Source organism: Streptomyces sp. NPDC086777, from assembly GCF_040702065.1.
Taxonomy (GTDB): Bacteria; Actinomycetota; Actinomycetes; order Streptomycetales; family Streptomycetaceae; genus Streptomyces.
The window spans coordinates 1-26,226 of record NZ_JBFBJI010000071.1 but is presented as its reverse complement, the minus strand read 5'-3'; the positions used below and the strand labels follow the sequence as shown (position 1 = coordinate 26,226).

Annotated in this window: 21 protein-coding genes; 10 read left to right on the top strand and 11 right to left on the bottom strand. The window is 71.8% G+C overall.

What is annotated here, in order from left to right:
- Window positions 1–165 precede the first annotated feature (165 nt).
- Window positions 166–1,338: a globin domain-containing protein gene (locus tag AB0472_RS44935; RefSeq protein ID WP_366365374.1), complete on the bottom strand. Its 1,173-nt coding sequence runs from the start codon at window positions 1,336–1,338 to the stop codon at window positions 166–168.
- A 340-nt stretch (window positions 1,339–1,678) separates the two neighbouring features.
- On the opposite strand from AB0472_RS44935, the gene glnA reads away from it, so the two are divergent.
- Both glnA and AB0472_RS44925 read left to right on the top strand, forming a co-directional pair.
- Window positions 1,679–3,040: a type I glutamate--ammonia ligase gene (gene glnA, locus AB0472_RS44930; RefSeq protein ID WP_093503759.1), complete on the top strand. Its 1,362-nt coding sequence runs from the start codon at window positions 1,679–1,681 to the stop codon at window positions 3,038–3,040.
- A gap of 204 nt (window positions 3,041–3,244) precedes the next feature.
- Window positions 3,245–3,448, top strand: a complete 204-nt coding sequence (locus tag AB0472_RS44925; protein WP_366365373.1) for a hypothetical protein — start codon at window positions 3,245–3,247, stop codon at window positions 3,446–3,448.
- An 83-nt stretch (window positions 3,449–3,531) separates the two neighbouring features.
- On the opposite strand, the gene AB0472_RS44920 is transcribed toward AB0472_RS44925, so the two are convergent.
- From AB0472_RS44920 to AB0472_RS44900, 5 genes are all read right to left on the bottom strand, one after another.
- Window positions 3,532–4,686 carry a PP2C family protein-serine/threonine phosphatase gene (locus AB0472_RS44920; protein ID WP_366365371.1) on the bottom strand — a complete coding sequence of 385 codons (1,155 nt, stop codon included), beginning with the start codon at window positions 4,684–4,686 and terminating at the stop codon, window positions 3,532–3,534.
- A 116-nt stretch (window positions 4,687–4,802) separates the two neighbouring features.
- Window positions 4,803–5,822, bottom strand: coding sequence for a TolB-like translocation protein (locus AB0472_RS44915; RefSeq protein WP_366365369.1), 1,020 nt, complete (start codon window positions 5,820–5,822; stop codon window positions 4,803–4,805).
- On the bottom strand, window positions 5,819–7,096 hold the full coding sequence (locus AB0472_RS44910) for an MFS transporter (protein WP_366365368.1): 1,278 nt from the start codon (window positions 7,094–7,096) through the stop codon (window positions 5,819–5,821). The genes AB0472_RS44915 and AB0472_RS44910 overlap by 4 nt, the downstream gene beginning before the upstream one ends.
- A gap of 1 nt (window position 7,097) precedes the next feature.
- A complete protein-coding gene (locus AB0472_RS44905) occupies window positions 7,098–7,997 on the bottom strand; it encodes an alkaline phosphatase family protein (RefSeq protein WP_366365367.1) in 900 nt (299 codons plus the stop codon).
- Window positions 7,998–8,130: 133 nt separating this feature from the next.
- Window positions 8,131–8,631: a pyridoxamine 5'-phosphate oxidase family protein gene (locus AB0472_RS44900; protein ID WP_366365365.1), complete on the bottom strand. Its 501-nt coding sequence runs from the start codon at window positions 8,629–8,631 to the stop codon at window positions 8,131–8,133.
- 122 nt (window positions 8,632–8,753) lie between these two features.
- Here AB0472_RS44900 and AB0472_RS44895 point away from each other — a divergent pair, with 122 nt between their 5' ends.
- Entirely contained in the window at window positions 8,754–11,747 is a 2,994-nt protein-coding gene (locus AB0472_RS44895) for a bifunctional [glutamine synthetase] adenylyltransferase/[glutamine synthetase]-adenylyl-L-tyrosine phosphorylase (protein WP_366365364.1), read from the top strand.
- Here AB0472_RS44895 and AB0472_RS44890 read toward each other — a convergent pair.
- The 3 genes from AB0472_RS44890 to AB0472_RS44880 all read right to left on the bottom strand — a co-directional run bounded on the left by AB0472_RS44890 (window position 11,735) and on the right by AB0472_RS44880 (window position 14,267).
- The gene (locus AB0472_RS44890; protein ID WP_366365363.1) at window positions 11,735–12,868 is read right to left on the bottom strand and encodes a HAMP domain-containing sensor histidine kinase; all 1,134 of its coding nucleotides are present in this window, start codon (window positions 12,866–12,868) and stop codon (window positions 11,735–11,737) included. The two genes, AB0472_RS44895 and AB0472_RS44890, sit on opposite strands and share 13 nt — an antisense overlap.
- Window positions 12,869–12,912: 44 nt before the next feature.
- The gene (locus tag AB0472_RS44885; RefSeq protein ID WP_366365377.1) at window positions 12,913–13,500 is read right to left on the bottom strand and encodes a VanZ family protein; all 588 of its coding nucleotides are present in this window, start codon (window positions 13,498–13,500) and stop codon (window positions 12,913–12,915) included.
- Window positions 13,501–13,655: 155 nt separating this feature from the next.
- Window positions 13,656–14,267: a TetR/AcrR family transcriptional regulator C-terminal domain-containing protein gene (locus AB0472_RS44880; protein ID WP_366365362.1), complete on the bottom strand. Its 612-nt coding sequence runs from the start codon at window positions 14,265–14,267 to the stop codon at window positions 13,656–13,658.
- Window positions 14,268–14,446: 179 nt separating this feature from the next.
- Here AB0472_RS44880 and AB0472_RS44875 point away from each other — a divergent pair, with 179 nt between their 5' ends.
- Both AB0472_RS44875 and AB0472_RS44870 read left to right on the top strand, forming a co-directional pair.
- Window positions 14,447–15,931: an APC family permease gene (locus AB0472_RS44875; protein ID WP_366365361.1), complete on the top strand. Its 1,485-nt coding sequence runs from the start codon at window positions 14,447–14,449 to the stop codon at window positions 15,929–15,931.
- Between the two features lie 5 nt (window positions 15,932–15,936).
- Window positions 15,937–17,508, top strand: coding sequence for an amidohydrolase (locus tag AB0472_RS44870; protein ID WP_366365375.1), 1,572 nt, complete (start codon window positions 15,937–15,939; stop codon window positions 17,506–17,508).
- Window positions 17,509–17,527: 19 nt separating this feature from the next.
- Here AB0472_RS44870 and AB0472_RS44865 read toward each other — a convergent pair whose 3' ends face one another.
- Window positions 17,528–18,385, bottom strand: a complete 858-nt coding sequence (locus AB0472_RS44865) for a phosphatase PAP2 family protein (RefSeq protein WP_366365360.1) — start codon at window positions 18,383–18,385, stop codon at window positions 17,528–17,530.
- Window positions 18,386–18,467: 82 nt separating this feature from the next.
- Window positions 18,468–19,490: a LacI family DNA-binding transcriptional regulator gene (locus tag AB0472_RS44860; RefSeq protein WP_366365358.1), complete on the bottom strand. Its 1,023-nt coding sequence runs from the start codon at window positions 19,488–19,490 to the stop codon at window positions 18,468–18,470.
- Window positions 19,491–19,873: 383 nt separating this feature from the next.
- On the opposite strand from AB0472_RS44860, the gene AB0472_RS44855 reads away from it, so the two are divergent.
- The 5 genes from AB0472_RS44855 to AB0472_RS44835 all read left to right on the top strand — a co-directional run.
- Window positions 19,874–21,148, top strand: coding sequence for an extracellular solute-binding protein (locus AB0472_RS44855; protein WP_366365357.1), 1,275 nt, complete (start codon window positions 19,874–19,876; stop codon window positions 21,146–21,148).
- A gap of 116 nt (window positions 21,149–21,264) precedes the next feature.
- Complete coding sequence (locus AB0472_RS44850) at window positions 21,265–22,269, top strand: sugar ABC transporter permease (protein WP_366365355.1); 1,005 nt, start codon at window positions 21,265–21,267, stop codon at window positions 22,267–22,269.
- 13 nt (window positions 22,270–22,282) lie between these two features.
- The gene (locus AB0472_RS44845) at window positions 22,283–23,194 is read left to right on the top strand and encodes a carbohydrate ABC transporter permease (RefSeq protein WP_366365354.1); all 912 of its coding nucleotides are present in this window, start codon (window positions 22,283–22,285) and stop codon (window positions 23,192–23,194) included.
- Between the two features lie 185 nt (window positions 23,195–23,379).
- Window positions 23,380–25,041 (top strand): glycoside hydrolase family 13 protein, encoded by a 1,662-nt coding sequence (locus tag AB0472_RS44840; RefSeq protein ID WP_366365352.1) that lies wholly within the window; start codon window positions 23,380–23,382, stop codon window positions 25,039–25,041.
- Between the two features lie 149 nt (window positions 25,042–25,190).
- Window positions 25,191–26,226, top strand: a 1,036-nt coding sequence (locus AB0472_RS44835) for an alpha-amylase family glycosyl hydrolase (protein WP_366365350.1), incomplete at its 3' end; no start/stop codon positions are given.

The following is a 26,226-nucleotide window of genomic DNA, read 5'->3' as shown; positions in this document are numbered from 1 at the left end:
CCAGAGGGGGTACCCCCACTCGCCGCACCGGGCGCAGACCCGAGTACGTCCCGTACGAGGGCCTGCGCCCGGCACGCCGAGAGCACGCACCTGACGCCGCGAGGCCGCCCTCCGGGCGACGACGGGAAGTGTCGGACAGGCGCCGGCGCCCATGGGGGCCGCGGCTCAGGCCGCTGCCTGCCACAGGTCCGGGCCGAAGACCTCGTAGTGGATGTCGGCCGGAGCCACGCCCTTCGCGATCAGCTGGGTGCGGACCGCGCGCATGAAGGGGAGCGGGCCGCACAGGTACGCGCGCGTGCCGGCGTGCACCGGGACGTCGGCGAGGTCGACGAAGCCGCTGCGAGTGCCCGGCTCCGCGTCCCGTTCGTAGAAGAAGTGGACGGCGGTGTCGGGGAGCTTCGCCGCGTAGGTCTCGTGGTCGGTGCGCAGGGCGTGGTCGGCGGGGGAGCGGTCGCCGTGGACGACGGTCACCGGGGCGCGGTGGCCGTCGGCCGAGAGCGCGGCCAGCATCGCCACCATCGGGGTCACACCGATGCCGGCGGAGGCGAGCAGCAGGGGCCGGCCGACGGCGGCGCCGTCGAGGACGAGGTCGCCGTACGGCTCCGACAGTTCGAGGATGTCGCCCTCGTGCACGCGCGCGTGCAGGTGTCGGGAGACCTCGCCGTCGCGCTTGACGCTGAACTGGCGGACCGGCTCGCCCGGCGCGCCGGACAGGCTGTACTGGCGTATCTGGCGGGCGCCGTCGGGGAGGGCGACGCCCACGGAGACGTACTGCCCGGCCCGGAAGCCGCGCACGGACGGGCCGCCGTCCACGGGCCGCACCCGGAACGTCACGACGTCGGCGGTCTCCGCCACCCGCTCGACGACCTCCCAGGGCCGCAGCCCCGGACGGCCGCCGCTCTCCTCGTACAGCCGCTTCTCGATCGCGGCGAGCGCGTTCGCCATCAGCCAGTACACCTCGTCCCAGGCGGCCGCGACCTGCGGGGTGACGGCCTCGCCGAGCACCTCGGCGATGGCGGCGAAGAGGTGCTCGCGCACGACGTCGTACTGCTCGGGCGTGACGCCCAGGGAGGCGTGCTTGTGGGCGATGCGGCTCAGCAGGGCGTCGGGTCGCTGGTCCGGGTGGTCCAGCAGGTGCGTGGCGAACGCGGCGATGGACCCGGCGAGGGCCTGCCGCTGGGTGCCGGCGGCCTGGTTGCCGCGGTTGAAGAGGTTCCGCAGCAGCTCGGGGTGGGCGGCGAAGAGGCGGGCGTAGAACCGCTCGGTGATCTCGCCGATGGCGGCGCCGACGGCGGGGAGGGTGGCGCGGACGGTGGCGGCGGAGGGCTCGGACAGCATGGGGGCTCCTTGTGGCTCGGCGTGGCTCGGCCGAACGGCTCGTTGCCCCGCACGCTATTAAAACTTGCATCTGAGATTCAAATTTAAGGACCGTGGTGTCGGTCACCCGCCGGACGCCCGCGAAACCGGATCGGCCATTACGGATGTCGGTCCGAGCAGGCAAGATGGGCGGCAGGGCAGGACGCCTGCCGGACGAGAGCCGTTCAGGCCGAGGTCGCTGGCGCGATCAAGGTGCGCAACGCGCGTGAAATGCTGTTGTGGTGTGATGCTCAGGTGCCCGACCGCCTCCTGCGCGACAGGAAGACAGGCGGCCTGACCAGCAAGGATGGGGAAGCGGAAGATGGACAAGCAGCAGGAGTTCGTGCTCCGGACCTTGGAGGAGCGCGACATCCGGTTCGTACGCCTGTGGTTCACGGACGTGCTGGGCTTCCTCAAGTCCGTCGCGGTGGCCCCGGCCGAGCTTGAACAGGCCTTCGACGAGGGCATCGGCTTCGACGGCTCGGCCATCGAGGGCTTTGCCCGCGTCTACGAGTCCGACATGATCGCCAAGCCGGACCCGTCCACCTTCCAGGTCCTCCCGTGGCGTGCGGAGACCCCCGGCACGGCCCGCATGTTCTGCGACATCCTCATGCCGGACGGCTCCCCGTCCTTCGCGGACCCCCGCTACGTCCTGAAGCGAGCCCTGGCCCGGACCTCCGACCTCGGCTTCACCTTCTACACCCACCCCGAGATCGAGTTCTTCCTCCTGAAGGACCGCCCGCTGGACGGCTCCCGCCCCACCCCGGCCGACAACTCGGGCTACTTCGACCACACCCCCACCAACGTCGGCATGGACTTCCGCCGCCAGGCGATCACCATGCTGGAGTCGATGGGCATCTCGGTCGAGTTCTCCCACCACGAGGGCGCCCCCGGCCAGCAGGAGATCGACCTGCGCTACGCCGACGCGCTCTCCACGGCCGACAACATCATGACGTTCCGCCTCGTCATGAAGCAGGTCGCGCTGGAACAGGGCGTCCAGGCGACCTTCATGCCGAAGCCGTTCTCCGAGCACCCCGGCTCCGGCATGCACACCCACCTCTCCCTCTTCGAGGGCGACCGCAACGCGTTCTACGAGTCGGGTGCGGAGTTCCAGCTCTCCAAGGTCGGCCGTTCCTTCATCGCCGGCCTGCTGAAGCACGCCGCCGAGATCTCCGCGGTCACCAACCAGTGGGTGAACTCCTACAAGCGCATCTGGGGCGGCTCCGAGCGCACCGCCGGCGCGGGCGGCGAGGCCCCCTCCTACATCTGCTGGGGCCACAACAACCGCAGCGCCCTGGTCCGCGTCCCGATGTACAAGCCCGGCAAGACCGGCTCGGCGCGCGTCGAGGTGCGCTCCATCGACTCCGGCGCCAACCCGTACCTGGCCTACGCCGTCCTGCTCGCCGCCGGCCTCAAGGGCATCGAGGAGGGCTACGAGCTCCCGCCGGGCGCCGAGGACGACGTCTGGGCCCTTTCCAACGCCGAGCGCCGCGCCATGGGCATCGAACCGCTCCCGCAGAACCTCGGCGAGGCCCTCACCCTCATGGAGAACAGCGACCTGGTCGCCGACACCCTCGGCGAACACGTCTTCGACTTCTTCCTGCGCAACAAGCGCCAGGAGTGGGAGGAGTACCGCAGCGAGGTGACCGCGTTCGAGCTGCGGAAGAACCTGCCGGTGCTCTAGTACCAGGTCGGGGCCGGTTCCCCGCGGACTCAGCCGGCGGGGCCGACGGTCGCGGACCGTCGGCCCCGCCGCGTCCTGCTGCACCTGGGCCGCCTCCGGGCCGTCCGGGTGAGCGTCGGGTTCGAGTGTGGCCGTGGGGCCGAACACGTTTCATCCGGGGGCAAGTTTCTTGAGCGTCTGGGCCTATGCGGTGATTGCTGCCGCGTGAGGGTCCACCAGTTCAAGGAGATCGGCTTCCGGAGCCCCGTGCGTACGGGTGAGGAGTTCGATGCACTGCACGACCCCGCTGGATACGCACCGCCGGCGATCGCCGCGAGGGGCACCGGGAAGAGGGCCTTTCCGTATTTCACGGTGGTGTGCCTTCCTCTGCTCATAGTGGCAACGAACGTCTTCGTCAGCGGCCTTTGATCCCTTGAGCAGACGTCCCATCGCGCGAGGTCGCTCCAGGCCGACGTCATTTCCTGCCGGTGCTGCAGGGGACGTCCCGCCCGTCAGCGGGGTGTGCGGTCGCGCTGGAGGACGATCATGGCCAGATCGTCGTCGAGGCCGCCGCCCGTGTACGCGCGGACGTCCGTCGCGAGCTGCTCGACGAGCGGGCCGGGTGCCTGGTCCGCCCAGGCCGCGGCGCGCTCGGCGAGCGGGTAGAAGTCGCCGTCCGCGTTGCGGGCCTCGCTGACGCCGTCCGTGTACAGGACCAGTCGGTGGCCGTAGTCGAACGGGAAGGTCGCCGGCGCGTAGCAGCCGCCGGCGCTCTCCGCGCAGTCCACGCCCGCGGGCCACACGCCGAGGCCCAGCGGGGGTGACGGCTCGGGGACCGCGAGCGTCAGCGCCGACCTGGTGCGGCCCCGCAGCAGGAGGGGCGGCGGGTGCCCGCAGCTGATCAGGTGCACCACGGGCTCGTCGTCCGGGATGTCCATGACGGCGGCGGTCACGAAGCGCTCGGCGGCCTCCTCGTTCGGTTCCGAGAACTCCGCGAGCCCCCATCGGACGGCGTCCTCGATGTAGGCGACCAGCTCCGGCAGCGGGATCCGGCGGTGTGCGGCGGCCCGGAAGGCGCCCAGCACGATCGCCGTGTCGCTGATCGAGGGGAGCCCCTTGCCCCGGACGTCCCCGATGAGCAGCCGCGTGCAGCCGGGGATCCGGGCGGCGGCGTACAGGTCGCCGCCGATGGTCGTGTCCGCCTCGGCGCTGCGGTAGTGCGAGGCGAGCGAGACGGGTCCGGCCTGCTGCGGCAACGGCCGCAGGACGACCCGTTGTGCCGCGTCGGACACCGAGCGCGCCCGGACGAGCTCCCGCTCGCGGCGGTCCCGCATCCGGGTGAAGAGGACGAGGAAGACGCAGACCGCGAGCAGGGCGGCGAGTTGGACGAGGACGCTCTCCGTGCCCAGCGTCCGCCGCTCCAGGCCGGCGCAGACCAGGGCCACGACCGCCAGTGCCCCGATCAGCGCGGTGGCGCGTGGGCCGCCGCCGACTGCGGTGACGGCCACGGCGACGACGAGCAGGTGGGCGAGATGGATGTCCGGCGGCAGGAACCAGTCCGCCACCGGGATCGCGACGACCAGCAGGAGGGGCCCGGCCAGCCGGAGCGGCCCCGGCGCGTGGCGGCGCCAGGTCCGCAAGGCGTCGACCACGGATGTCGTGATCATGGCTGCGCTCACGTCGTGCTCCGGTGCTCGTCCACTGCTGTTCCTGCACCAACCAACCCATGGTCGCATGCCCGCCATTCCCGTCATTCCGGAAATCGGGACGACGGGAACGGTGATCAGCCCAGGTACGCCGGTGACACCGCCGAGACGCTGATCCGCCGCGCCCTGCCCGTGCCGTCCGCCGGGACCTGGTACAGGTCCGCCCCGTAGTCGCCCGGCAGGGCGTAGACGACGGTGTGCGAGTCCTTCCACACCGCCTGGTCGTCGACGCTGCGGGTCTCGGCGAGCGGGGTCTCGCGCATCGTCCTGAGGTCGAGGACGTACAGGCGCCAGGGCGCGTCCTTCGGCAGGCCCCGCACCCGCTTCTTGTACGCGATACGGGTGCCGTCGGGGGAGAGGGACGGGCATTCCACGTTCGGGTGGAGGGTGGTGACCGTGCGGGTGCGCAGGTCGCCCCGGACCAGGTGGGTCGAGCCCTGCGTCGCCAGGGTCGCGTAGAAGGTGCGGTCGTCGGACGCGAAGGTCACGCCCCAGAAGTTGGCGTCCGCCGACCGGAAGGGACGGCCGTCCCTGACGATGCGGAACGCCTCCAGGGAGGGGATCAGGGCGCCGGTGCGGGTGTCGACGATCGCCGTGCGGGTCGAGAAGTCCGTGCCCGCGTACGAGTCGCCGCCCACGAACGCCGTCCAGGCCGCGTAGTGCCCGGTGGGGGAGACGCGGGCGCGGGAGGGGATGCCCGGGACGTCGTAGCGGGCCCGTTGCCCGAGGTGCGCGTCGAGGACCAGGGCACGGTAGGTGTCCGAGACCGGCCCGTGGACCGCCTGGAGACAGACGCCGGTGCCCGCGGCGGCGTAGAAGCGGAGGCACTTCACGCCGGAGGAGGTGCGCGGGCCCGCGGGGGCGGTGGCGGGGACCGTGGTCAGTTCGTCGCGGTGCGGGCCCCAGGCCATGTTGCGGAAGACCAGGTGGCCCGGGTCCGTGAGGGTCACCGTCCCCGGGGTGACCCTCGGGCCGCCGGCCTGGGTGTGGTCGCGGCGCTCCGCCCGGGCGGAGGCGTGCAGGACGGAGGCCAGGGCGACGGCGGCGAGGACCGCGAGCGCCGAGAGGAGGATCAGCAGGCGGGAGCGCGGGGTCATGCGGCGGCCTTCCGGGAGGGGCGGAGGGTGAGGGCGTACACCGCGCACACCGCGAGGGCCACCGCCGACACGCTCAGCGCCGTACGGTCGCCCCACAGCGTCCACGCCGCCCCGAACCCCAGTGAGCAGGCGATCCGTGCCCCCGCCTGGCCCGTCTGGACCAGTGCCAGGCCCGACGAGCGCAGCGCGTCGGGGACGGTGTCGGAGGCGGCCGCCATCAGGACGCCGTCGGTCGCCGCGTAGAACGTGCCGTGCAGGGCCAGCACCGCGTAGGGCAGGGCGGTGCCGTGCCAGGACGTGAGCAGCAGGGCGTAGGTCAGGAGCAGGGCGCCGTGGCCGGCCAGGAAGACGCGCCAGCGGCCCCAGCGGTCGGCCAGGCGGCCCAGCGGGACGGCCAGCAGCAGGAACGCGGCGGCCGTGCCGAGGGGGAGCAGGGCGAACCAGCGGTCCGGGACGCCGAGCCGGCGCTGCAGCAGCAGGTAGACGAAGGAGTCGCTGACCGTCGCGAGGCCGAGGAGCAGGGCGCAGACGGTGATGCGGCGCAGGTCGCGGTGGGCGAGCAGGCCGAGGGCCGCGCGCAGGGTGGGGCGCTCGGCGGGCGCCTCCGCCGTTCCGGTACCACCGCCGCCCGGTACGAACAGGACCAGGATCAGCACACCCAGGACCGCCACGCAGAAGCTCACCGTGAACACCGCGTCGTAGCCGTCCACCGTCGCGCGCAGGACGAGGAACGCGGCCAGCGGGCCGAGCAGGGCGCCCGCCGTGTCCATGGCGCGGTGCACGCCGAAGGCGCGGCCCCGGGTCTCCGGGGTGCTGGAGAGCGAGATCAGCGCGTCCCGGGGCGCGGTGCGCAGGCCCTTGCCGGTGCGGTCGGCGGCCAGGACCAGGCCGATGGGGGTGAGCGTGTGGGCGATCAGCAGCAGGGGTTTGCAGAGGGCCGACAGGGCGTAGCCCGCGCCCGCCACCCACTTGTGGCGGCCGCCGCCGCGGTCGGCCAGGTGGCCGCCGACCAGGCGTACAACCGCCGAGAAGCCGTTGTAGACGCCGTCGAGAAGGCCGAAGCCCAGCGGGGACAGGCCGAGGCCGGCCACCAGGTACAGCGGGAGGACCGCCGTGACCATCTCGGAGGACACGTCCGTGACCAGGCTGACCGTGCCGAGGGCGAGGACGGTGGGCGCGATCGTGGAGCGGTACCGCCCGGCCCGCGAGGGCCGGGCGGTACCTTCCACGGACGCCGTCGCCGTGGTGCTCGCGCGGCTGTCCGCTACGTACACGTCAGGACGTCCAGATCCCGGTGATGTCGGACGAGGACGCCGCGTTGCCCGCGTGCGCGCTCAGGCCCTGGCTGTCCTCCAGGGTGCGCAGCAGGTCGTAGTGGTCGTACGTGGTGGACGAGGACGAGCCCGCGGCGACCGGCTGGCCGTACAGGACGGTCGGGATGCGGTTGCCGGAGAGCTGGTTGTCCTCGTCCATCGTGACGACGAGGAGGCTGTTGTGGGTCTTCGCCCAGGTGGCGTACGCGCCCAGGTTGTTCTTCAGCCAGGTGTCACCGGTGGACACCGAGCAGTCGTGCATGTCGCTGCACAGGTTGGGGGTCACGAAGGACAGCTGGGGGAGGGTGGAGTAGTCGGTCGGGAACTGCGCGAACGTCTTCGCGGTCGACGTCGGGACATTGCTGAAGCCGAACCACGGGTTGTGCTTGCGCGCGTAGTTGCCGCTGCTGCACGTGGTGGAGCCCTGGCTGGGCAGCGTCTCGTTGTAGCTGGCCCAGGTCCGGCCGGCCGCGAGCTGCTCGGAGGCGAGGTTCGCCGCCGAGGAGAAGCCGGGCGTGTAGCAGCTGTCGCTCGTGATGCCCTGGGTGGCGCCGGAGAACAGGGCGAAGTAGTTGGGCTGGCTCGGGTGGGTCTCGGCGTACATCTGGGTCAGGTTGGCGCCGCCGGACTTCAGCGAGTTGATGTAAGGGGCGCTGGAGGAGCCGATGACCTGGCTGTAGGCGTGGTTCTCGAGGACCACGACGATCACGTGGTCCGGGGCCGGTACGGCACTCGCGGCGTGCGCGGACGCGCCGCCGAGCCCGGTCCACAGGCCGACGGCGGCCGCGGTGAAGGCGGTGGCGGACGCCAGCGCCGTACGGGCACGGCGCAGTCTCCCGGGACGTGCGGAACTGCCGGACACATCAACCTCCGGTGCTGGGGAAGGAAGGGGATCGGGTGGCGGTACGAACTGAGCATGCGCACGCCAATAATCCCCGTTGCCACCGTGCCCGGCCAGAGAGGTGAAGACCGGATGAACGGCCGGCCCCGGTGGACTACTCCCACTTCGTCTGGCTGAACGGCTCGCCCTTGCCGAAGCCGAGGACCCGGCGCGGCCGCACCGCGAAGACCAGGGCCCGTCCGGGACCGTGGCGGAAGCAGCCGCCGTCCACCTCGTAGTGCCAGAACGGGCCGTACTTCGCCTCCCAGGCCGCCGCCAGCCCGCGCAGCCGGCCGTCGTCGGTGACGCGCACCGCCTCGCCCTCGACGGTCACGTCGTACCCGCTGGTCCAGCTGTTGGTGCCGGTGGTCAGGACGACGTGCGGATTCCCGGCGAGGTTGGCCGCCTTGCGTTCGCCGGGGCCGGTGCTGAAGTGCAGGGCGCCGTCCTGCCAGACCGCGAGCAACGGGGTGACGTGCGGGCGCCCGTCCGGGCGTACCGTCGAGATCCAGAAGAGCTCGGACTCCGTCAGGACCTGCTCCGCCGCCGACCAGTCGCGGGCCGTGGTGCCCTCGCTGCTGTAGCGGGCGTCCAGCTCGCCCTCGTGCTCGCGCATGATGCCTCCCTGGGGTCGTTGCCGGTACGGACCACGATCCCGCCCGGAACTCATCGGCGCCCGCGCCGTGCTCTGCGGTTAGGCTCGGGCGGAGACGACCTTGATCCGGAGGGAGGCCGCGGATGACGCCGGGGCGCAGGAGCAGTACCTTCACGCGACTGCTGCGGCACGGCTTCACCGATGCCTCCGCCGCCGAGCGGCTGCTGGACAGCGCCGAACTGGCCGCCGTACGCGACGACCCGGTGCTCCTCGAAGCCCTGGGCGCCACCGCCGACCCCGACCTCGCCCTGCACGGTCTGGTGCGGCTCCTGGAGGCCCAGCCCGGCCACACCGCCCGCCGGGAGCTGGTCGACACCCTGATAGCGGCCAAGCCGCTGCGGGACCGCCTGCTGGGCGTCCTCGGCGCCTCCGCCGCCCTCGCCGACCACCTCGCCCGGCACCCGCGTGACTGGGAGGCCCTGGTCACCTACGAGCCCCGTGACCTGCACCCCGGCGTCGCGGAGTTCGAACGCGGGCTCGCCGGGGCCGCCGACCCGGTCGCCCTGCGCGTCGCCTACCGGCGCTGCCTGCTGTCCATCGCCGCCCGGGACGTGTGCGGCACGACGGACGTCGCCCAGACCGCCGCGGAACTCGCCGACCTCGCCACCGCCACCCTGCGCGCCGCCCTCGCCCTCGCCGAGGCCGCCGCGCCCGGGGACGCCGCCGCCTGCCGGCTCGCGGTGATCGCCATGGGCAAGTGCGGCGGCCACGAGCTGAACTACGTCTCCGACGTCGACGTCATCTTCGTCGGCGAGGCCGCCGAAGGCGCCGACGAGGCCAAGGCCCTGCGCTCCGCCACCAAGCTCGCCTCGCACATGATGCGGATCTGCTCCGAGACCACCGTGGAGGGGTCGATCTGGCCCGTCGACGCCAACCTCCGCCCCGAGGGCCGCAACGGCCCCCTCGTGCGCACCCTCAGCAGCCACCTCGCCTACTACCAGCGCTGGGCCAAGACCTGGGAGTTCCAGGCCCTGCTCAAGGCCCGCCCGGTCGCCGGCGACCCCGACCTCGGGCAGGAGTACGTCGCCGCGCTCGAGCCCATGGTCTGGAAGGTCGCCGATCGCGACAACTTCGTCGCCGACGTGCAGAAGATGCGGCGCAGGGTTGTCGAGAACATCCCGGCCGCCGAGGTCGACCGCGAACTGAAGCTCGGCCCCGGCGGTCTCAGGGACGTCGAGTTCGCCGTCCAGCTCCTCCAGCTGGTGCACGGCCGCACCGACGCCACGCTGCGCTCCGGCACCACCCTCGACGCCCTCCAGGCCCTCGCCGCCGGCGGCTACGTGGGCCGCGCCGACGCCGTCCAGCTCGACGACGCCTACCGCTTCCTGCGCTCCATGGAGCACCGCATCCAGCTCTACCGGCTGCGCCGCACCCACCTGGTCCCCGAGGACCAGGCGGACCTGCGCCGCCTCGGCCGCTCGCTCGGCCTGCGCACCGAACCGGTGACCGAGCTGATCCGTGAGTGGAAGCAGCACACCGGCGTCGTACGGCGCCTGCACGAGAAGCTCTTCTACCGCCCGCTGCTCGACGCCGTCGCCCAACTCGCCCCCGGCGAGACCCGGTTGAGTGCGGAGGCCGCCCGGGAACGTCTTGAGGCGCTCGGCTACGCCGACCCCGCCGCCGCCCTGCGCCACCTGGAGGCCCTCGCCTCCGGCGTCACCCGCAAGGCCGCCATCCAGCGCACCCTGCTGCCCGTCCTGCTCGGCTGGTTCGCCGACTCCGCCGACCCGGACGCGGGCCTGCTCAACTTCCGCAAGGTCTCCGACGCCCTCGGCAAGACCCCCTGGTACCTGCGGCTGCTCAGGGACGAGGGCGCCGCCGCCGAGAACCTCGCCCGCGTGCTGTCCGCCGGCCGCCTCGCCCCCGACCTGCTGATGCGCGCCCCGGAGGCGGTGGCGCTGCTCGGCGACGGCGATGGGGACAACCTGGAGCCGCGCGGCCGCGCCCAGCTGGAGCAGGAGATCCTCGCCGCCGTCGGCCGCGCCGACAACGCCGAGGACGGGGTACGGGCGGCCCGCGGCGTGCGCCGCCGGGAGCTGTTCCGGACGGCGGCCGCCGACATCGTGGACTCCTACGGCACCGACACCAAGCCCGTCGAGCCCGACCAGGGCGCCCTCGTCGACCGGGTCGGCGGCGCCGTCTCCGACCTGACGGCCGCGACGCTCGCCGGAACCCTGCGCGCGGTGGTCCGGGACGGCTGGGGGGACACCCTGCCGACCCGGTTCGTCATGATCGGCATGGGCCGGTTCGGCGGCCACGAACTGGGCTACGGCTCCGACGCCGACGTCCTGTTCGTGCACGAGCCGCGGGAGGGCGTGGCCGAACGGGAGGCGGCCGACGCCGCCAACAAGGTCGTCGCCGAGATGCGCCGGCTGCTCCAGATCCCGAGCGCCGACCCGCCGCTGCTCGTCGACGCGGACCTGCGCCCCGAGGGCAAGTCCGGGCCGCTGGTGCGCACCCTCAAGTCCTACGAGGCCTACTACCGCCGCTGGTCGCTGGTGTGGGAGTCGCAGGCCCTGCTGCGCGCCGAACCGGTCGCCGGGGACGAGGACCTGGGGCGCAGGTTCATCGAGCTGGTCGACCCGCTGCGGTACCCGGTGGAGGGGCTCGGCGAGGACGCGGTGCGTGAGATCCGGCGGCTGAAGGCCCGGATGGAGTCCGAGCGGCTGCCGCGCGGCGCCGACCCGAAGCTGCACACCAAGCTCGGGCCGGGCGGCCTCTCCGACGTCGAGTGGACCGTGCAGCTGCTCCAGCTGCGGCACGGCTGGGCCGAGCCGGGGCTGCGCACCACCCGGACCCGGCAGGCACTGGCCGCGGCGTGCGCGGCGGGGCTGCTGGGGGCCGAGGAGGCCGCGATACTCGACGAGGCCTGGGTCCTGGCGACACGCGTGCGCAACGCCGTGATGCTGGTGCGCGGGCGGGCCGGCGACACGTTCCCCACCGTGAGCCGCGAACTCGCCGCCGTGGGACGGTACCTGGGGTACGGGGACGGGCACGCCGGGGACATGCTCGACGCGTACCGGCGTACCACGCGCAGGGCGCGGGCGGTCGTGGAGGAGCTCTTCTACGGGGCCTGACGGGGCCCGGCGGCCGCTGAGCCGGAGCCGGGCAGCCGGACGGTGACGAGGAGGCCGCCGGCCGGGCGCGGAGCCAGGTCGAGGGTGCCGTCGTGCGCCCGGACGACGCTGTGCACGATGGCCAGCCCGAGGCCGACGCCGGCGTGCTCGTCGGTGCGGACGCGTTCCGTGCCGCGCTGGAAGGGTTCGGTGAGGGTCGGCATCAGGTCCGGCGGCAGCGGACGGCCGGTGTTCTCGACCCGCAGCACGCTCGTGCCGTGCCGCCGCTCGGTACGGACCGTCACGGTGCCGCCGACGGGGAGGTTGTGCACGACGGCGTTCTGGACGAGGTTCGTCACCATCCGCAGGAGGAGCGCCGCCGAGCCGAGCGCGTGGGCCGGCTCGCCGGTGACGTCGAGCGTGATCCCGCGCCGCTCGGCGAGGGGAAGCAGCGCCTCGGCGGCCTCCTCGGCGACCAGGGAGAGGTCCACCGGCTCGCGGCTGAAGCTCCCTGCGTCGGCGCGGCTGAGCAGCAGGAGGGCCTCGGTGAGGTCGATCGCCCGGGTGTTGACGGTGTGCAGGCGCTCGACGAGTTCGGCCCGGTCCCGCGTGGGGTCGTCACGGGCGGCGTCGAGGAGCGCGCGGGTGACGGCCAGCGGGGTGCGCAGCTCGTGGGAGGCGTTCGCGGCGAACCGCTGCTGTTCGCGGACGTGGGACTCCAGCCGTTCGAGCATGGCGTCGAAGACGTCGGCGAGTTCGCGGAACTCGTCCCCGGGGCCCGTCATGCGGATCCGGTGGGAGAGCGACCCGCCCGACGCCATCCGGGCGGCGGCCGCGATCCGGGTGAGGGGCGCCAGCATCCGGCCGGCGAGGATCCAGCCGCCCAGCAGGCCGAAGACGAGCAGGAAGGCCAGTGCGGCGGCCGCGGCGGGGGCGAAGCCGTTCAGGAGGTCGGTGCGCTTGGGCCCGAGGATGATCACGGCGCCGAACCTCTTCTGGATGGACCTGGCGTCCTCGTTCGGGAGCCAGCGCAGCACGAACACCCACATCACGGCCAGCAGGAGCACGCCGGCGACGAGGAGGAAGCCGGCGTAGCTGAGGGTGAGCTTCAGCCGGGCGCTGGGGTTCGGGCGTCTGTTCACGGTGCACCCAGCGTAGGCAGGCCGGGACCCGGGCGGCAGGCGACTCAGCCCGTCGGCGTCGGCGCGTGGCTCGGCCGGTCCGACGGCGCCGGTGCCGCCGTACGCCACCAGGGACGCGAGGCCAGCCCGGCCAGCAGGGCGCCGACGGCGTTGACCAGGACGTCGTCCACGGAGGACACCCGGTCCAGGCGGAAGACGTACTGCGCGGTCTCCACCAGGGCCGAGCAGCCCGCCCCGAGCGCCAGGATCCGCGGCGCGGACGCCAGCGCCGCGAACCGCACGGGGGCGAAGAACCCCAGCGGGGCGAGGACCAGCAGGTTGCCGACGATGCCGAGCGTTCCCATGGTGACCAGGTCCCGCAGCGGTACGAGGCTCACCCGGGCCGGGGCGGTGCCGGCCGCCTCGCCCGGCATCATGGTCAGCCACACGAACGGCACCGTCCCGTGCACCATGCCCACCTCGGCCAGCGACGTCCGCCACGCCGACCTGTCACCGGCGGCACCGCGGCGGCGCGCCTGCGCCCACGCCACCAGCGCGGCGAGCGGCAGCGTGACCAGCGTCATGAGCACCACGCCGTTGAACGTGTCGAAGCAGCCGTGCCACCGCCCGGCCATGCACCTCGGGGCGGACATCAGGAGCGGCCGCCGCAGGGCGAACAGGGCGCCCGCGGCGCCGAGGAGGGCCAGGGCCGGGAAGACTGCTTTTCGGTTCACGCCGTCCAGGGGACCCGGAGGGCGGTTGCGGCGGCGTATGCGTTTCTCGATACGCCCGCGCTACGCGGATTCTGCTAGAGCATCCGCCGGAGCAAGGTCCGGGCGTGGTCCATCAGACCCGTCAGGCCCACCTCGAACGCACGGTCCGCCCTGCCGTCCCCGACCGCCGCCAGGGCCTGGGCCAGGTGCGGGGTCGGGGTCCGGTCGGTCAGCTCCCACATCGTCTCCGGGGCCGCGAGGTCCAGCGCCGAGCCGAGCACCAGGTTCTCCAGGGCGATCAGCAGGGGCATCACGTCAGCCGCGGCGAAGCCCGCCGTCAGCAGCACCGTGACCGCGCGCTCGTACTGCTCCAGGACCCGGGGCGCCCGCACCGGCGAGGTCATCAGGAGCGGGATCGCCCGCGGGTGGGCGGCGAACGCGGCCCGGTAGGAGCGGGCCCAGGACTCCACCGCGGTGTCCCAGGGGGCCAGGTCCAGGGTCGCGGGGTCGATCGCGGCCGCGACCCGTTCGCGCAGCAGCTCGACGATGCCGTCCCGGCCGTCCACATGGTGATACAGCGAACCGGTCTGGGTGCCGAGCCGCTTCGCGATCTGCGGGACGCTGAAGTCGCCCTGCTCGTCCACGAGTTGCAGCGCGGTGGTGGTGATCCGCTCCCGGTCGAGGAGCGGGGTGCGCGGCCGTCCCATGCGTGCGTTCTCCCCCGGAGGTGTGAATCGGGTCTTCCCGGATGTCCAGGAGGAGGCTACATTGCCAAAACCGAAAGGCTTTAGATTTACGGGTCCGGGGCAGCTCCTGCCCTGGTGGCGCCGGTCATCCCGCACGCCCGGAACCCTCCCGTCCGTCGCGCTCGAAGGGCTCCCTCCCCATGTCCGTCACCGCTCGCGAGGAGAGCACGCCACCCGCCGTGGCCACGCTCCGCTCCGGCTCGCTCGGCACCGCCGACATCGCCTTCTTCGTCATCTCCGCCGCCGCCCCGCTCACCGTGATGGCCGGCGTCGCCCCCCTCGCCGTCCTGCTCGGCGGCATCGGCGCCCCCGCCGGCTACCTCATCGCCGGCATCACCCTCGCCGTCTTCGCCGTCGGCTTCACCACCATGAGCCGGCACGTCAGAAGCGGCGGCGCCTTCTACGCGTACATCACCCGCGGCCTGGGCCGCCCCGTCGGCATCGGCGCCGCCCTGCTCGCCCTCGTCGGCTACAACGGCATGGAGATCGGCGTCTACGGCCTGCTCGGCAGCGCAGGGCGGGACACCGCGAAGGCCCTGTTCGGTGCCGACGTCCCCTGGCTGCCGATCGCCCTCGCCGGCCTCCTCCTCATCGGCTACGGCGGCTACCGCTCCATCGAGTTCGGCGCCAAGCTGCTCGGCGTGCTGCTGGTCGCCGAGACCGGCATCCTCGTCCTGCTCGCCGGCGGAGTGCTGGTGAAGGGCGGCGCGCACGGCCTGTCCGGCGCCTCCTTCGCCCCGCACCACGTGTTCGTCTCCGGCACGGCCGTCGTCCTGGCCTTCGCCTTCGCCGCCTTCACCGGATTCGAGTCGACCGTCATCTACCGCCGCGAGGCCCGCGACCCCGACCGCACGGTCCCGCGCGCCACCTACGTGGCCGTCGCGTTCCTCGGGCTCTTCTACGCCTTCATGGTGTGGATCATCATCCAGGCGTTCGGGAACCAGGACGTCATCGCGGCCGCCGCCAAGGACCCCGGCGGGCTCTTCTTCACCGCCATCACCGGCTACGTGGGCGGCTGGGCGGCCGACCTGATGCACGTCTTCATCGTGACGAGCATCATCGCCTCGCTCCTCGCCTTCCACAACGCGATCAACCGTTACGCCCTCGCGCTCGCCGAGGAGGGCGTGCTGCCCGACTCCCTGGGCAGGATCCACCCGCGCCACCGTTCCCCGTACGTGGCCGGCATCGCCCAGACCGTCCTCGGCCTCGCTGTCGTGCTCGCCTTCCGGGCGGCGGGCGCCGACCCCTACAACCAGCTGCTGTTGTGGGTCAACACCCCGGGAATGATCGGCCTGTTCGCGCTCCAGCTGCTCGCCGCGATCGCGGTGCCCTGCTACTTCCGGCGGGTACGGCACGAGGAGGGCACCCTGCGCACGGTTCTCGCCCCGACCGTCGCCGCGGTGCTCCTCGCCACCGCCATAGGGCTCGTCATCACCCACATCGACCTGTTCACCGGGGCGTCCGGCACGGTCAACACCGTGCTGATCGTCATCGCCCCGGCCGTCTTCGTCGCGGGCCTCGGCCTCGCGTGGTGGCTGCGCCGCGAACGGCCGCACGTGTACGCGGACTTCGCCGCGGAGCCCGCCGAACAACCCAACGGAACCAAGGAGTTCACCGCGCAATGACCGCCATCGCCGCCCCCGACCTGATCCTGACCGGCGCCGAGGTCCGCACCCTCGACCCCGCCCGGCCGCACGCCACCGCCGTCGCCGTGCGCGACGGGGTGATCGCCGCCGTCGGCGACGCGCGGGACGTACGCGACTGGCGGGGGCCCGGCACCGAGGTCGTGGCGCTGGACGGCGCGCACCTGGTGCCCGGTCTGGTGGACGCGCACAGCCATCCGGTGTGGGGCCTGGACATGGCGACCGGCGCCGACCTGTCCGGCGTCCGCGACCTGGCGGGCCTGCGGGCGGCGCTGGCCGGGGCCGAACGGACCGACGGCTGGGTGATCGGGTTCGGCCTCGACCACAACGCGTTCGAGGGCCGGCCCGTCGACCGGGCGCTCGTCGAGGACGTACTCGGCGGCGCGCCCGCCTTCCTCCGCCTCTACGACGGCCACTCCGCCCTCGCCTCCGGCGCGGCACTGGCCGCGGCGGGGGTCACCGGCGCGCGGGTCTTCGCCCAGCGGTCCCAGGTCGTCTGCGACCCCTCCGGCCGGCCCACCGGCCACCTCGTGGAGCACGCGGCGATGCACCTGGTCGAGGGGGTGATGCCCCGCCCCTCGTACGCCGCCCGCCGGGCCCGCCTGGTCGAACTGCTCGCCGCGATGGCGGCCACCGGGCTGACCGGGGCGCACGTCATGGACGCGGGCGACCCGGAGCTGGTCGCGGCGGTGGCCGAGGAGACCGTGCTGCCGCTGCGGCTGCGCTTCGCGCCCTGGTGCATGCCGGGGGTCGACGAGGCCGGCCTGGCGGACCTGGTCGCGGCCCAGGGGCGGGGCGGGCGGCACTGGACGGTCGGCGGGGTCAAGTTCTTCATGGACGGGACCGTGGAGGGCGGCACCGCCTGGCTGGAGCACGCGGACTGCCACGGGCAGGGCACGGCGGCGTTCTGGCCCGACCCGGACGCCTACGCCGCCGCCGTAGGGCACCTGCACGCGGCCGGGGTGCGCACGGCCACGCACGCGATCGGGGACGCGGCGGTACGGCACGTCCTGGACGTGGTGGCGGGGCTCGGGCCCGGTGCGGCCGGCCGGCACCGGATCGAGCACATCGAGACGGCCCCGGACGCTCTGCTGCCGCGGTTCGCGGAGCTGGGGGTGGCGGCGTCGATGCAGCCGCCGCACACGGCGTACACCCGGGCCGACGGCACCGACGAGTGGTCGCGCCGCCTCGGCACCGACCGCGCCGCACACGCCTGGCGCCTGCGCGACCTCCGCGACGCGGGCGCGACGGTCGCCCTCGGCTCCGACTGGCCCATCGCCCACCACGACGTACGCGCCGTCCTGGCCACGGCCCGGGCCCTCCGCGGCGCCGCGTCCGGGGCCCCGGGCCTGACCGCCCTGGAAGCCCTGGAAGGCTGCACGACCCACGCGGCCCTGGCAGCGGGCGAGGCGACGACGGCAGGCCGCATCACCCCGGGCCACCGTGCCGACCTGACGGCACTCACCCTGGACCCCGTCACGTCCCCACCCGACGAACTGGCACAGTCCCCGGTACGACTGACGGTGACCGGCGGCCATGTGGTGCACCGGGGGGAGTGAGCCGCCGGCCGGGGGTGGGCTAGGTGTTCGTGGGGTGTTGCGGTAGGGGGGTGGGTGTCGGCCGGCGTGGGAGGGTGTAGGGGAGGGCGCCGTACCACAGGCGGACCACCGTGAAGCCGAAGGCCAGACACAGGGCGCCGCCCACCGCGTCGAGCCAGAAGTGGTTGGCGGTGGCGACGATGACGAGGAGGGTGGCCGTCGGGTACAGGAGGCCGAGGAGCCGGGCCCAGGGGACCGAGGCGAGGGCGAAGATCGTCAGGCCGCACCACAGGGACCAGCCGATGTGCATGGACGGCATCGCGGCGTACTGGTTGGACATGTGCTTGAGATCGCCGGAGGCCATCGAGCCCCAGGTGTGGTGGACCGTCACCGTGTCGACGAAGCGGCCGCCGTTCATCAGGCGGGGCGGGGCGAGCGGGAACAGGTAGTAGCCGAGAAGGGCCACGCCGGTCGTCGCGAAGAGGGCGAGGCGGGCCGCCGCGTACCGGCCGGGATGGCTGCGGTAGAGCCACACCAGGACGCCCAGCGTCACCACGAAGTGCAGCGTCGCGTAGTAGTAGTTCATACCGACGATCAGCCAATTCACCGCGTTCACGGCGTGATTGACCGAGTCCTCGACGGCGATCCCCAGGTGCCGCTCGGCCGTCCAGATCCGGTCGGCGTTGCGCAGCGCCTGCGCCTTCTGCTCCGGGACCGCGTTGCGGATCAGCGAGTAGGTCCAGTAACTCACCGCGATCAGCAGGATCTCGAACCAGAGCCGGGGCCGGCGCGGAGTGCGCAACCGCCGTAGGAATCCCTGCTCTCCCTCGCCCGTGACGGTCCGCGGAAGGGTCTGTGGTGCGCGACCTTCCGGCTCTGTCACGGTCGAGTCACTCATAGGCACAGAGTCTGCCAGAAAAGACGTTGTCGACAGATCATCCCAAGGTTGGGTTCACGGTGCATGTTCTACGGCGCGGCGACTACTTCCCAGGTACTGCCGCCGTGGAACCGCGTACCACCAATTCCGGCATGAAAACGAACTCGCTGTGCGGGGCCGGGGTGCCGCCGATCTCCTCCAGCAGGGTGCGCACCGCGGCCTGGCCCATCGCCGGGACCGGCTTGCGGATCGTGGTGAGCGGCGGGTCGGTGAACGCGATGAGGGGGGAGTCGTCGAACCCGACGACGGACACGTCCCGGGGGACGTCGAGGCCGCGCTGCCGTACCGCCCGTATCGCGCCGAGCGCCATCATGTCGCTCGCGCACACGATCGCCGTGCAACCCCGGTCGATGAGCGCCGAGGTGGCCGCCTGGCCGCCCTCCAGGGTGTAGAGGGAGTGCTGGACGAGCTCGGACTCGATCTCGTGCGCCGGCAGGCCCAGCTGGTCCTGTATCGCCCGCACGAACCCCTCGATCTTGCGCTGCACGGGGACGAACCGCTTCGGGCCGAGGGCGAGCCCGACACGGGTGTGGCCGAGGGAGACGAGGTGGGTGACGGCCAGCGTCATCGCCGCGCGGTCGTCGGGGGAGATGAACGGCGCCTGCACCTTCGGCGAGAAGCCGTCCACGAGGACGTACGGCACGCCCTGCGCCCGCAGTCGCTCGTAGCGCTGCATGTCGGCCGTGGTGTCCGCGTGCAGGCCCGAGACGTAGATGATGCCGGCGACCCCGCGGTCCACCAGCATCTCGGTCAGCTCGTCCTCCGTGGACCCGCCCGGGGTCTGGGTGGCGAGCACGGGGGTGTAGCCCTGCCGGGTCAGCGCCTGCCCGATGACCTGCGCGAGGGCCGGGAATATCGGGTTCTCCAGCTCGGGCGTGATCAGACCCACCAGCCCCTCGCTGCGCTGCCGCAGCCGTACCGGACGCTCGTAGCCGAGGACGTCCAGGGCGGCGAGCACGGACTGGCGGGTGGTGGCGGCGACGCCCGGTTTCCCGTTCAGGACCCGGCTCACCGTCGCCTCGCTCACCCCCGCCTGCGCTGCGATGTCGGCAAGCCGTGTGGTCACGGCACCGGACTGTACCGGCCGTTTGTCCCCTTGCACACCGATCGGGCGCCTGATGCGGCCTGGGGGGCGGCCCGCGGTGGGCTGCTGCGTCATCGCACTCCCTACTGAGACAAGACGGAAAGAGCTTGCAGAGTCTTGCACAAGTGGCCGCCGTAGCGCTCCACCGCTGTAAACAAGCGTCTCGCGACGGTCGCCGACAGGTCACGCCCGGATAACTTCGGAGATCTCTTGCACTTTTTTGCTGCAAGGTCTTTCGCAAGGCTTACATCGCTGTTACGTTCCCTGACGCCCGGCCGCCGCAGCAACGGCGCAGTCGGCACGACAGCGGGACGGTGGACGGGACCGCCCCCGCATCACTCGGGCTTAACCCTCAAGGAGAACTCATGCGGCGTGGCATAGCGGCCTCCGCGCTGGTGGCGTCCCTCGCCCTCACGGCGACGGCGTGCGGCGGGAGCGACAGCGACAGCAAGTCGGACGGCCCGGTCACCATCACCTGGTGGGACACCTCCAACGCCACCAACGAGTCGCCGACGTACAAGGCCTTGGTCAAGGAGTTCGAGGCCGCGAACAAGGACATCAAGGTCAACTACGTCGACGTCCAGTTCGACCAGGCGCAGAACAAGTTCGACACGGCCGCGCAGTCCGGCAAGGGCGCCCCCGACGTGCTGCGCTCCGAGGTCGGCTGGACCCCCGCCTTCGCCAAGGCCGGCTACTTCGTGCCGCTGGACGGCACCGCCGCCCTCGCCGACAAGGACAAGTTCCAGTCCAGCCTGATCACCCAGGCCCAGTACGAGGGCAAGACCTACGGCGTCCCGCTGGTCACCGACACCCTCGCCCTCGTATACAACAAGGCGCTCTTCAAGAAGGCCGGCATCACCGCGGCCCCCACCACCTGGGACGAGGTCAGGGCCGACGCCGCCAAGATCCAGGACAAGGCCGGGACCACCGGCTACTGGGGCCCCGAGGCCGCGTACTACACCCAGCCCTTCCTCTACGGCGAGGGCACCGACATGGTCGACGCCTCCGCCAAGAAGATCACGATCACCTCGGCGGCGGCCAAGAAGGGCTACCAGACCTGGCTGGACCTCTACTCCGGCAAGGGCCTGCACAAGGCGGATGTCACCGCCGACGCCTACGCCCACCGCCAGGACGCCTTCGTCAACGGCAAGGTCGCGATGACCATGGAGGGCCCCTGGGAGATCACCAACTTCTACAAGGGCTCCGCGTTCAGCGACAAGTCCAACCTCGGCATCGCCACCGTCCCGGCCGGCTCCGCAGGCAAGGCGGGCGCCCCGACCGGCGGCCACAACCTCTCCGTCTACGCGGGCTCGGACAAGGCCCACCAGGCCGCGGCCGAGAAGTTCGTCGCCTTCATGACCTCCGCGAAGACGCAGACGGAGATCGCCCTGAAGAACTCCACCCTGCCGACCCGGTCCGACGCCTACACCGCCGAGGTCAAGGCCGACCCGGGCATCGCCGGCTACCAGGCCGTCCTCTCCTCCGCCCAGCCGCGCCCGGCGCTCGCCGAGTACTCCTCCCTGTGGGGCCCGGTCGGCACCGAGCTGACCAAGATCGCCGGCGGCAAGGAGTCCCTGGACAAGGGCCTGAGCACCGCCGAACTCGGGATCGAGAAGCTCGTCCCCGACTTCAGCAAGTAAGCGCCGGCCGGCCGCCGGAGCGCCCCGTTCAGGGGGAGGCGCTCCGGCGGCCACCGGCCTGTGCCCAGCCCGATCCCGCAAGAACCAGCCCGGAAGAACCAGAAGGTGTCGAACCCATGACAGTCGCCATCGACCGCGCGACCGGCCAGCGCCGCGGTGACCGCGCGCCCCGCCCCGGGCTGGGCCAGCGGCTGCGGAACAACTACCGGAAGTACTGGTACGCCTACGCGATGATCGCCCCCGTGGCCGTCGTCCTCGGGGCGCTCGTCATCTACCCGTTGGTGTACGGCTTCTACCTGACGTTGACGGACGCCAACAGCCTCAACACCGCCCGCAGCATCGGCGTCAACCACATCGACGCCACCTACAAGTTCATCGGCCTGGACAACTACAAGGACATCCTGTTCGGGCCGACGTCCTACGACCGCTTCTGGTCCCACTTCGTCTGGACGATCGTCTGGACCGCGCTCTGCGTCACCCTGCACTACACGATCGGCCTCGGCCTCGCGCTGCTGCTCAACGAGAAGTTCCGCGGCCGCACCTTCTACCGCATGGTCCTGGTGCTGCCCTGGGCGGTCCCGACCTTCGTGACCGTCTTCGGCTGGCGGTTCATGCTCGCCGACGGCGGCATCGTCAACGCCGCCCTGCACTTCCTCCATCTGCCGCAACCGGAATGGCTGGAGGACACGTTCTGGCAGCGGGCCGCCGCGATCCTCGTCAACACCTGGTGCGGTGTGCCGTTCATGATGCTCTCGCTGCTCGGCGGCCTCCAGGCCATCGACGGCACGCTCTACGAGGCCGCCGAGATGGACGGCGCGAGCGCCTGGCAGCGCTTCCGGTACGTCACCCTGCCGGGGCTCAGGTCCGTCAGCTCCACCGTCGTCCTGCTCGGCATCATCTGGACGTTCAACCAGTTCGCCGTCATCTTCCTGCTCTTCGGCGACACCGCCCCCGACGCGCAGATCCTGGTCACCTGGGCCTACTACCTCGGCTTCGGACAGCAGCCGCGTGACTTCGCCCAGTCCGCCGCCTACGGCATGCTGCTGCTGGCCATCCTGATCGTCTTCACCTCCTTCTACCGCCGCTGGCTCAACCGCAACGACCAGCAGCTCGCGATCTGAGGCAGGAGTTCCCATGAGTACGACCACTGTCCAGACCTCCGCCCAGGTCGCCGAGGAGGCCCCCGTGACCAGCAGCCCGCGCCGCACCCGCGGCCGGGGCGAGCGCGGCCCGCTCGCCACCACCGTCACCCACGGCATCCTGGGAGTCGCGAGCCTCGTCGCGTTCTTCCCGGTCGGCTGGCTGATCTTCCTCTCCCTCGGCCCCGACAAGGACGACTACCTGCACCCGAGCGGCATCTGGCACAAGATGACGCTCGACAACTACTCGTTCGTCCTCCAGCACACCGGGTTCTGGGACTGGTTCCGGACGACCATGATCGTCGTCGGCGGTACCACGGTCATCGGCCTGATCCTCGCCTCCACCACCGGCTACGCGGTCTCCCGCATGCGCTTCCCCGGCTACCGGAAGTTCATGTGGCTGCTGCTGGTGACCCAGATGTTCCCGATCGCCGTGCTGATCGTGCCGATGTACCAGATCATGTCGCGGCTCGGCCTCATCGACAGCTACCTCGGCCTGATCCTCGTCTACTGCACCACGGTGGTGCCCTACACCGCCTGGCTGCTCAAGGGCTACTTCGACACGATCCCGTTCGAGATCGACGAGGCCGGCCGCGTCGACGGGCTCTCGCCGTTCGGCACCTTCGGCCGGCTGATCCTGCCGTTGGCCAAGCCCGGTCTCGCGGTCGCCGCGTTCTACAACTTCCTCACCGCGTTCGGCGAGGTCGCGTTCGCGTCGACGTTCATGCTCAGCGACGACAAGTACACGTTCGCGGTGGGGCTGCAGAGCTTCATCAGCGAGCACGACGCGCAGCGCAACCTGATGACCGCGACGGCGGTGCTGATCGCGATACCGGTGGCCGTGTTCTTCTACCTCGTGCAGAAGAACCTGGTGACCGGCCTCACCGCGGGCGGCACGAAGGGCTGACGACGGTTGCCGGAAAGCCGCCTCGGCCGTCGTTCGTCTGCGGCGCCGTCGTGGCTGGTCGCGCAGTTCCCCGCGCCCCTACGGGGCACGGGTGGCGGCCGTGGTGACCATCCGACCCCGCTGTCACCACGGCCGCCTCTACACCCACCTCTGACCCGATGACCCCCTTACGTACCAAGGACGCCATGAGCCAGCAGCACTCCGCCATCGCCCCGGCACTGAACCCCGCCAAAGCCAAGCGCAGCGACTGGTGGCGGGACGCGGTGATCTACCAGGTTTACCCGCGCAGCTTCGCCGACAGCAACGGCGACGGGATGGGCGACCTGGAGGGCGTGCGTTCCAGACTCCCGTACCTGCGTGACCTCGGTGTCGACGCCGTGTGGCTCAGCCCGTTCTACGCCTCCCCGCAGGCCGACGCCGGCTACGACGTCGCCGACTACCGGGCCGTGGACCCCATGTTCGGCAACCTGCTGGACGCGGACGCGCTGATCCGGGACGCGCACGCGCTGGGCCTAAGGATCATCGTCGACCTCGTGCCCAACCACTCCTCGGACCAGCACGAGTGGTTCAAGCGGGCGCTGGCGGAGGGCCCCGGCTCGCCGTCGCGGGACCGCTACCACTTCCGTCCGGGCAAGGGCGAGAACGGCGAACTCCCGCCCAACGACTGGGAGTCCATCTTCGGCGGCCCGGCGTGGACGCGGGTGGCCGACGGCGAGTGGTACCTCCACCTCTTCGCCCCGGAGCAGCCCGACTTCAACTGGGAACACCCGGCCGTCGGGGACGAGTTCCGCTCCATCCTGCGGTTCTGGCTGGACATGGGTGTGGACGGCTTCCGCATCGACGTGGCGCACGGTCTGGTGAAGGCCGAGGGGCTCCCGGACCTCGGCGGCGCCGACCAGCTGAAGCTGCTGGGCAACGATGTCATGCCGTTCTTCGACCAGGACGGTGTGCACGAGATCTACCGGCAGTGGCGGCACGTGCTGGACGAGTATGCCGGTGAGCGTATTTTCGTGGCCGAGGCATGGACCCCGACCGTCGAGCGCACCGCGAACTACGTCCGCCCGGACGAGCTCCACCAGGCGTTCAACTTCCAGTACCTGAGCACGGAGTGGGACGCCGCCGAGCTCCGCAAGGTCATCGACCGCACCCTGGAGGCGATGCGCCCGGTCGGCGCCCCCGCCACCTGGGTGCTCTCCAACCACGACGTCACCCGGCACGCCACCCGCTTCGCCAACCCGCCCGGCCTCGGCACCCAGATCCGCACGGCCGGCGACCGGGAACTGGGTCTGCGTCGGGCGCGGGCGGCCACCCTCCTCATGCTCGCGCTGCCCGGCTCGGCCTACGTGTACCAGGGCGAGGAGCTGGGTCTCCCGGACGTCGTGGACCTGCCCGACGAGGTCCGCCAGGACCCCGCGTACTTCCGGGGCGCGGGTCAGGACGGCTTCCGGGACGGCTGCCGGGTGCCGATCCCGTGGACGCGGGAGGGCTCGTCGTACGGTTTCGGGTCCGGGGGCAGCTGGCTGCCGCAGCCCGCGAGCTGGGGCGAGCTGAGCATCGAGGCGCAGACGGGGGTGGCCGGGTCCACCCTGGAGCTGTACCGCGGCGCGCTGCGCGTCCGGCGTGAGCAGGCCGACCTCGGCGCGGGCGACGCGGTCGAGTGGCTGCGTGCCCCGGAGGGCGTCCTCGCCTTCCGGCGCGGGGAGTTCGTGTGCGTCACGAACACCGGCGGGGAGTCGGTGACGACTCCGGTCTACGGCAGGGTGCTGCTGGCCAGCGGCGAACTGACCGAGGCGGACGGCGAGGCGAAGCTGCCGGCCGACACCACCGTGTGGTGGACCACCGCCTGACCACCGCCTGACGGGACGTCACCCGGTAACTTCTTGCAGCAACTTCACAGGGCCCGCTACCCATCCGGGGAGCGGGCCCTTAACATCTGCGCAACCGCAAGGTTTCCGCAAGGTTTCTGCAAGAGCCTTCAACGGTGAAGGAACCCCACATGGCACGTAAGACACTCTCCGCCGCACTGGCGCTGGCCGCCTGTAGCGTTGTCATGACCCCGTCCGTCGCGTCGGCCTCCCCGCCCGGCACGAAGGACGTCACCGCCGTCCTCTTCGAGTGGAACTACGGCTCGGTCGCCAAGGAGTGCACCAACACCCTCGGGCCCGCGGGCTACGGATACGTCCAGGTCTCCCCGCCCGCCGAGCACATACAGGGCCCGCAGTGGTGGACGTCGTACCAGCCGGTGTCGTACAAGATCGCGGGCAGGCTCGGCGACCGGACCTCCTTCCAGAACATGGTGAACACCTGCCACGCGGCCGGTGTGAAGGTGGTCGTCGACTCGGTCGTCAACCACATGTCGGCGGGCAGCGGCACCGGCACCGGCGGCTCGTCGTACACGAAGTACGACTACCCCGGCCTGTACTCCTCCTACGACTTCGACGACTGCACCTCCCCGGTCTCCGACTACGCCGACCGCTGGAACGTCCAGCACTGCGAACTCGTCGGCCTCGCCGACCTGGACACCGGCGAGGAGTACGTCCGCAAGACCATCGCCGGCTACCTGAACGACCTGCTGAGCCTCGGCGTCGACGGCTTCCGCATCGACGCGGCCAAGCACATCCCGGCCGAGGACCTCGCCAACATCAAGTCCCGGCTCACCAACCCGTCCGTCTACTGGAAGCAGGAGGTCATCTACGGCGCCGGCGAGGCCGTCCAGCCCACCGAGTACACCGGCAACGGGGACGTCCAGGAGTTCCGGTACGCCTACGACCTCAAGCGTGTCTTCAACGACGAGAACCTCGCCTACCTGAAGAACTACGGCGAGGGCTGGGGGTACCTGAGCAGCTCGGTCGCCGGGGTCTTCGTCGACAACCACGACACCGAGCGCAACGGCTCCACCCTGAACTACAAGGACGGCGCCGACTACACGCTGGCCAACGTCTTCATGCTGGCCTACCCGTACGGCGCCCCGGACATCAACTCCGGCTACGAGTGGTCCGACGCCGACGCCGGACCGCCGAACAACGGTGTCG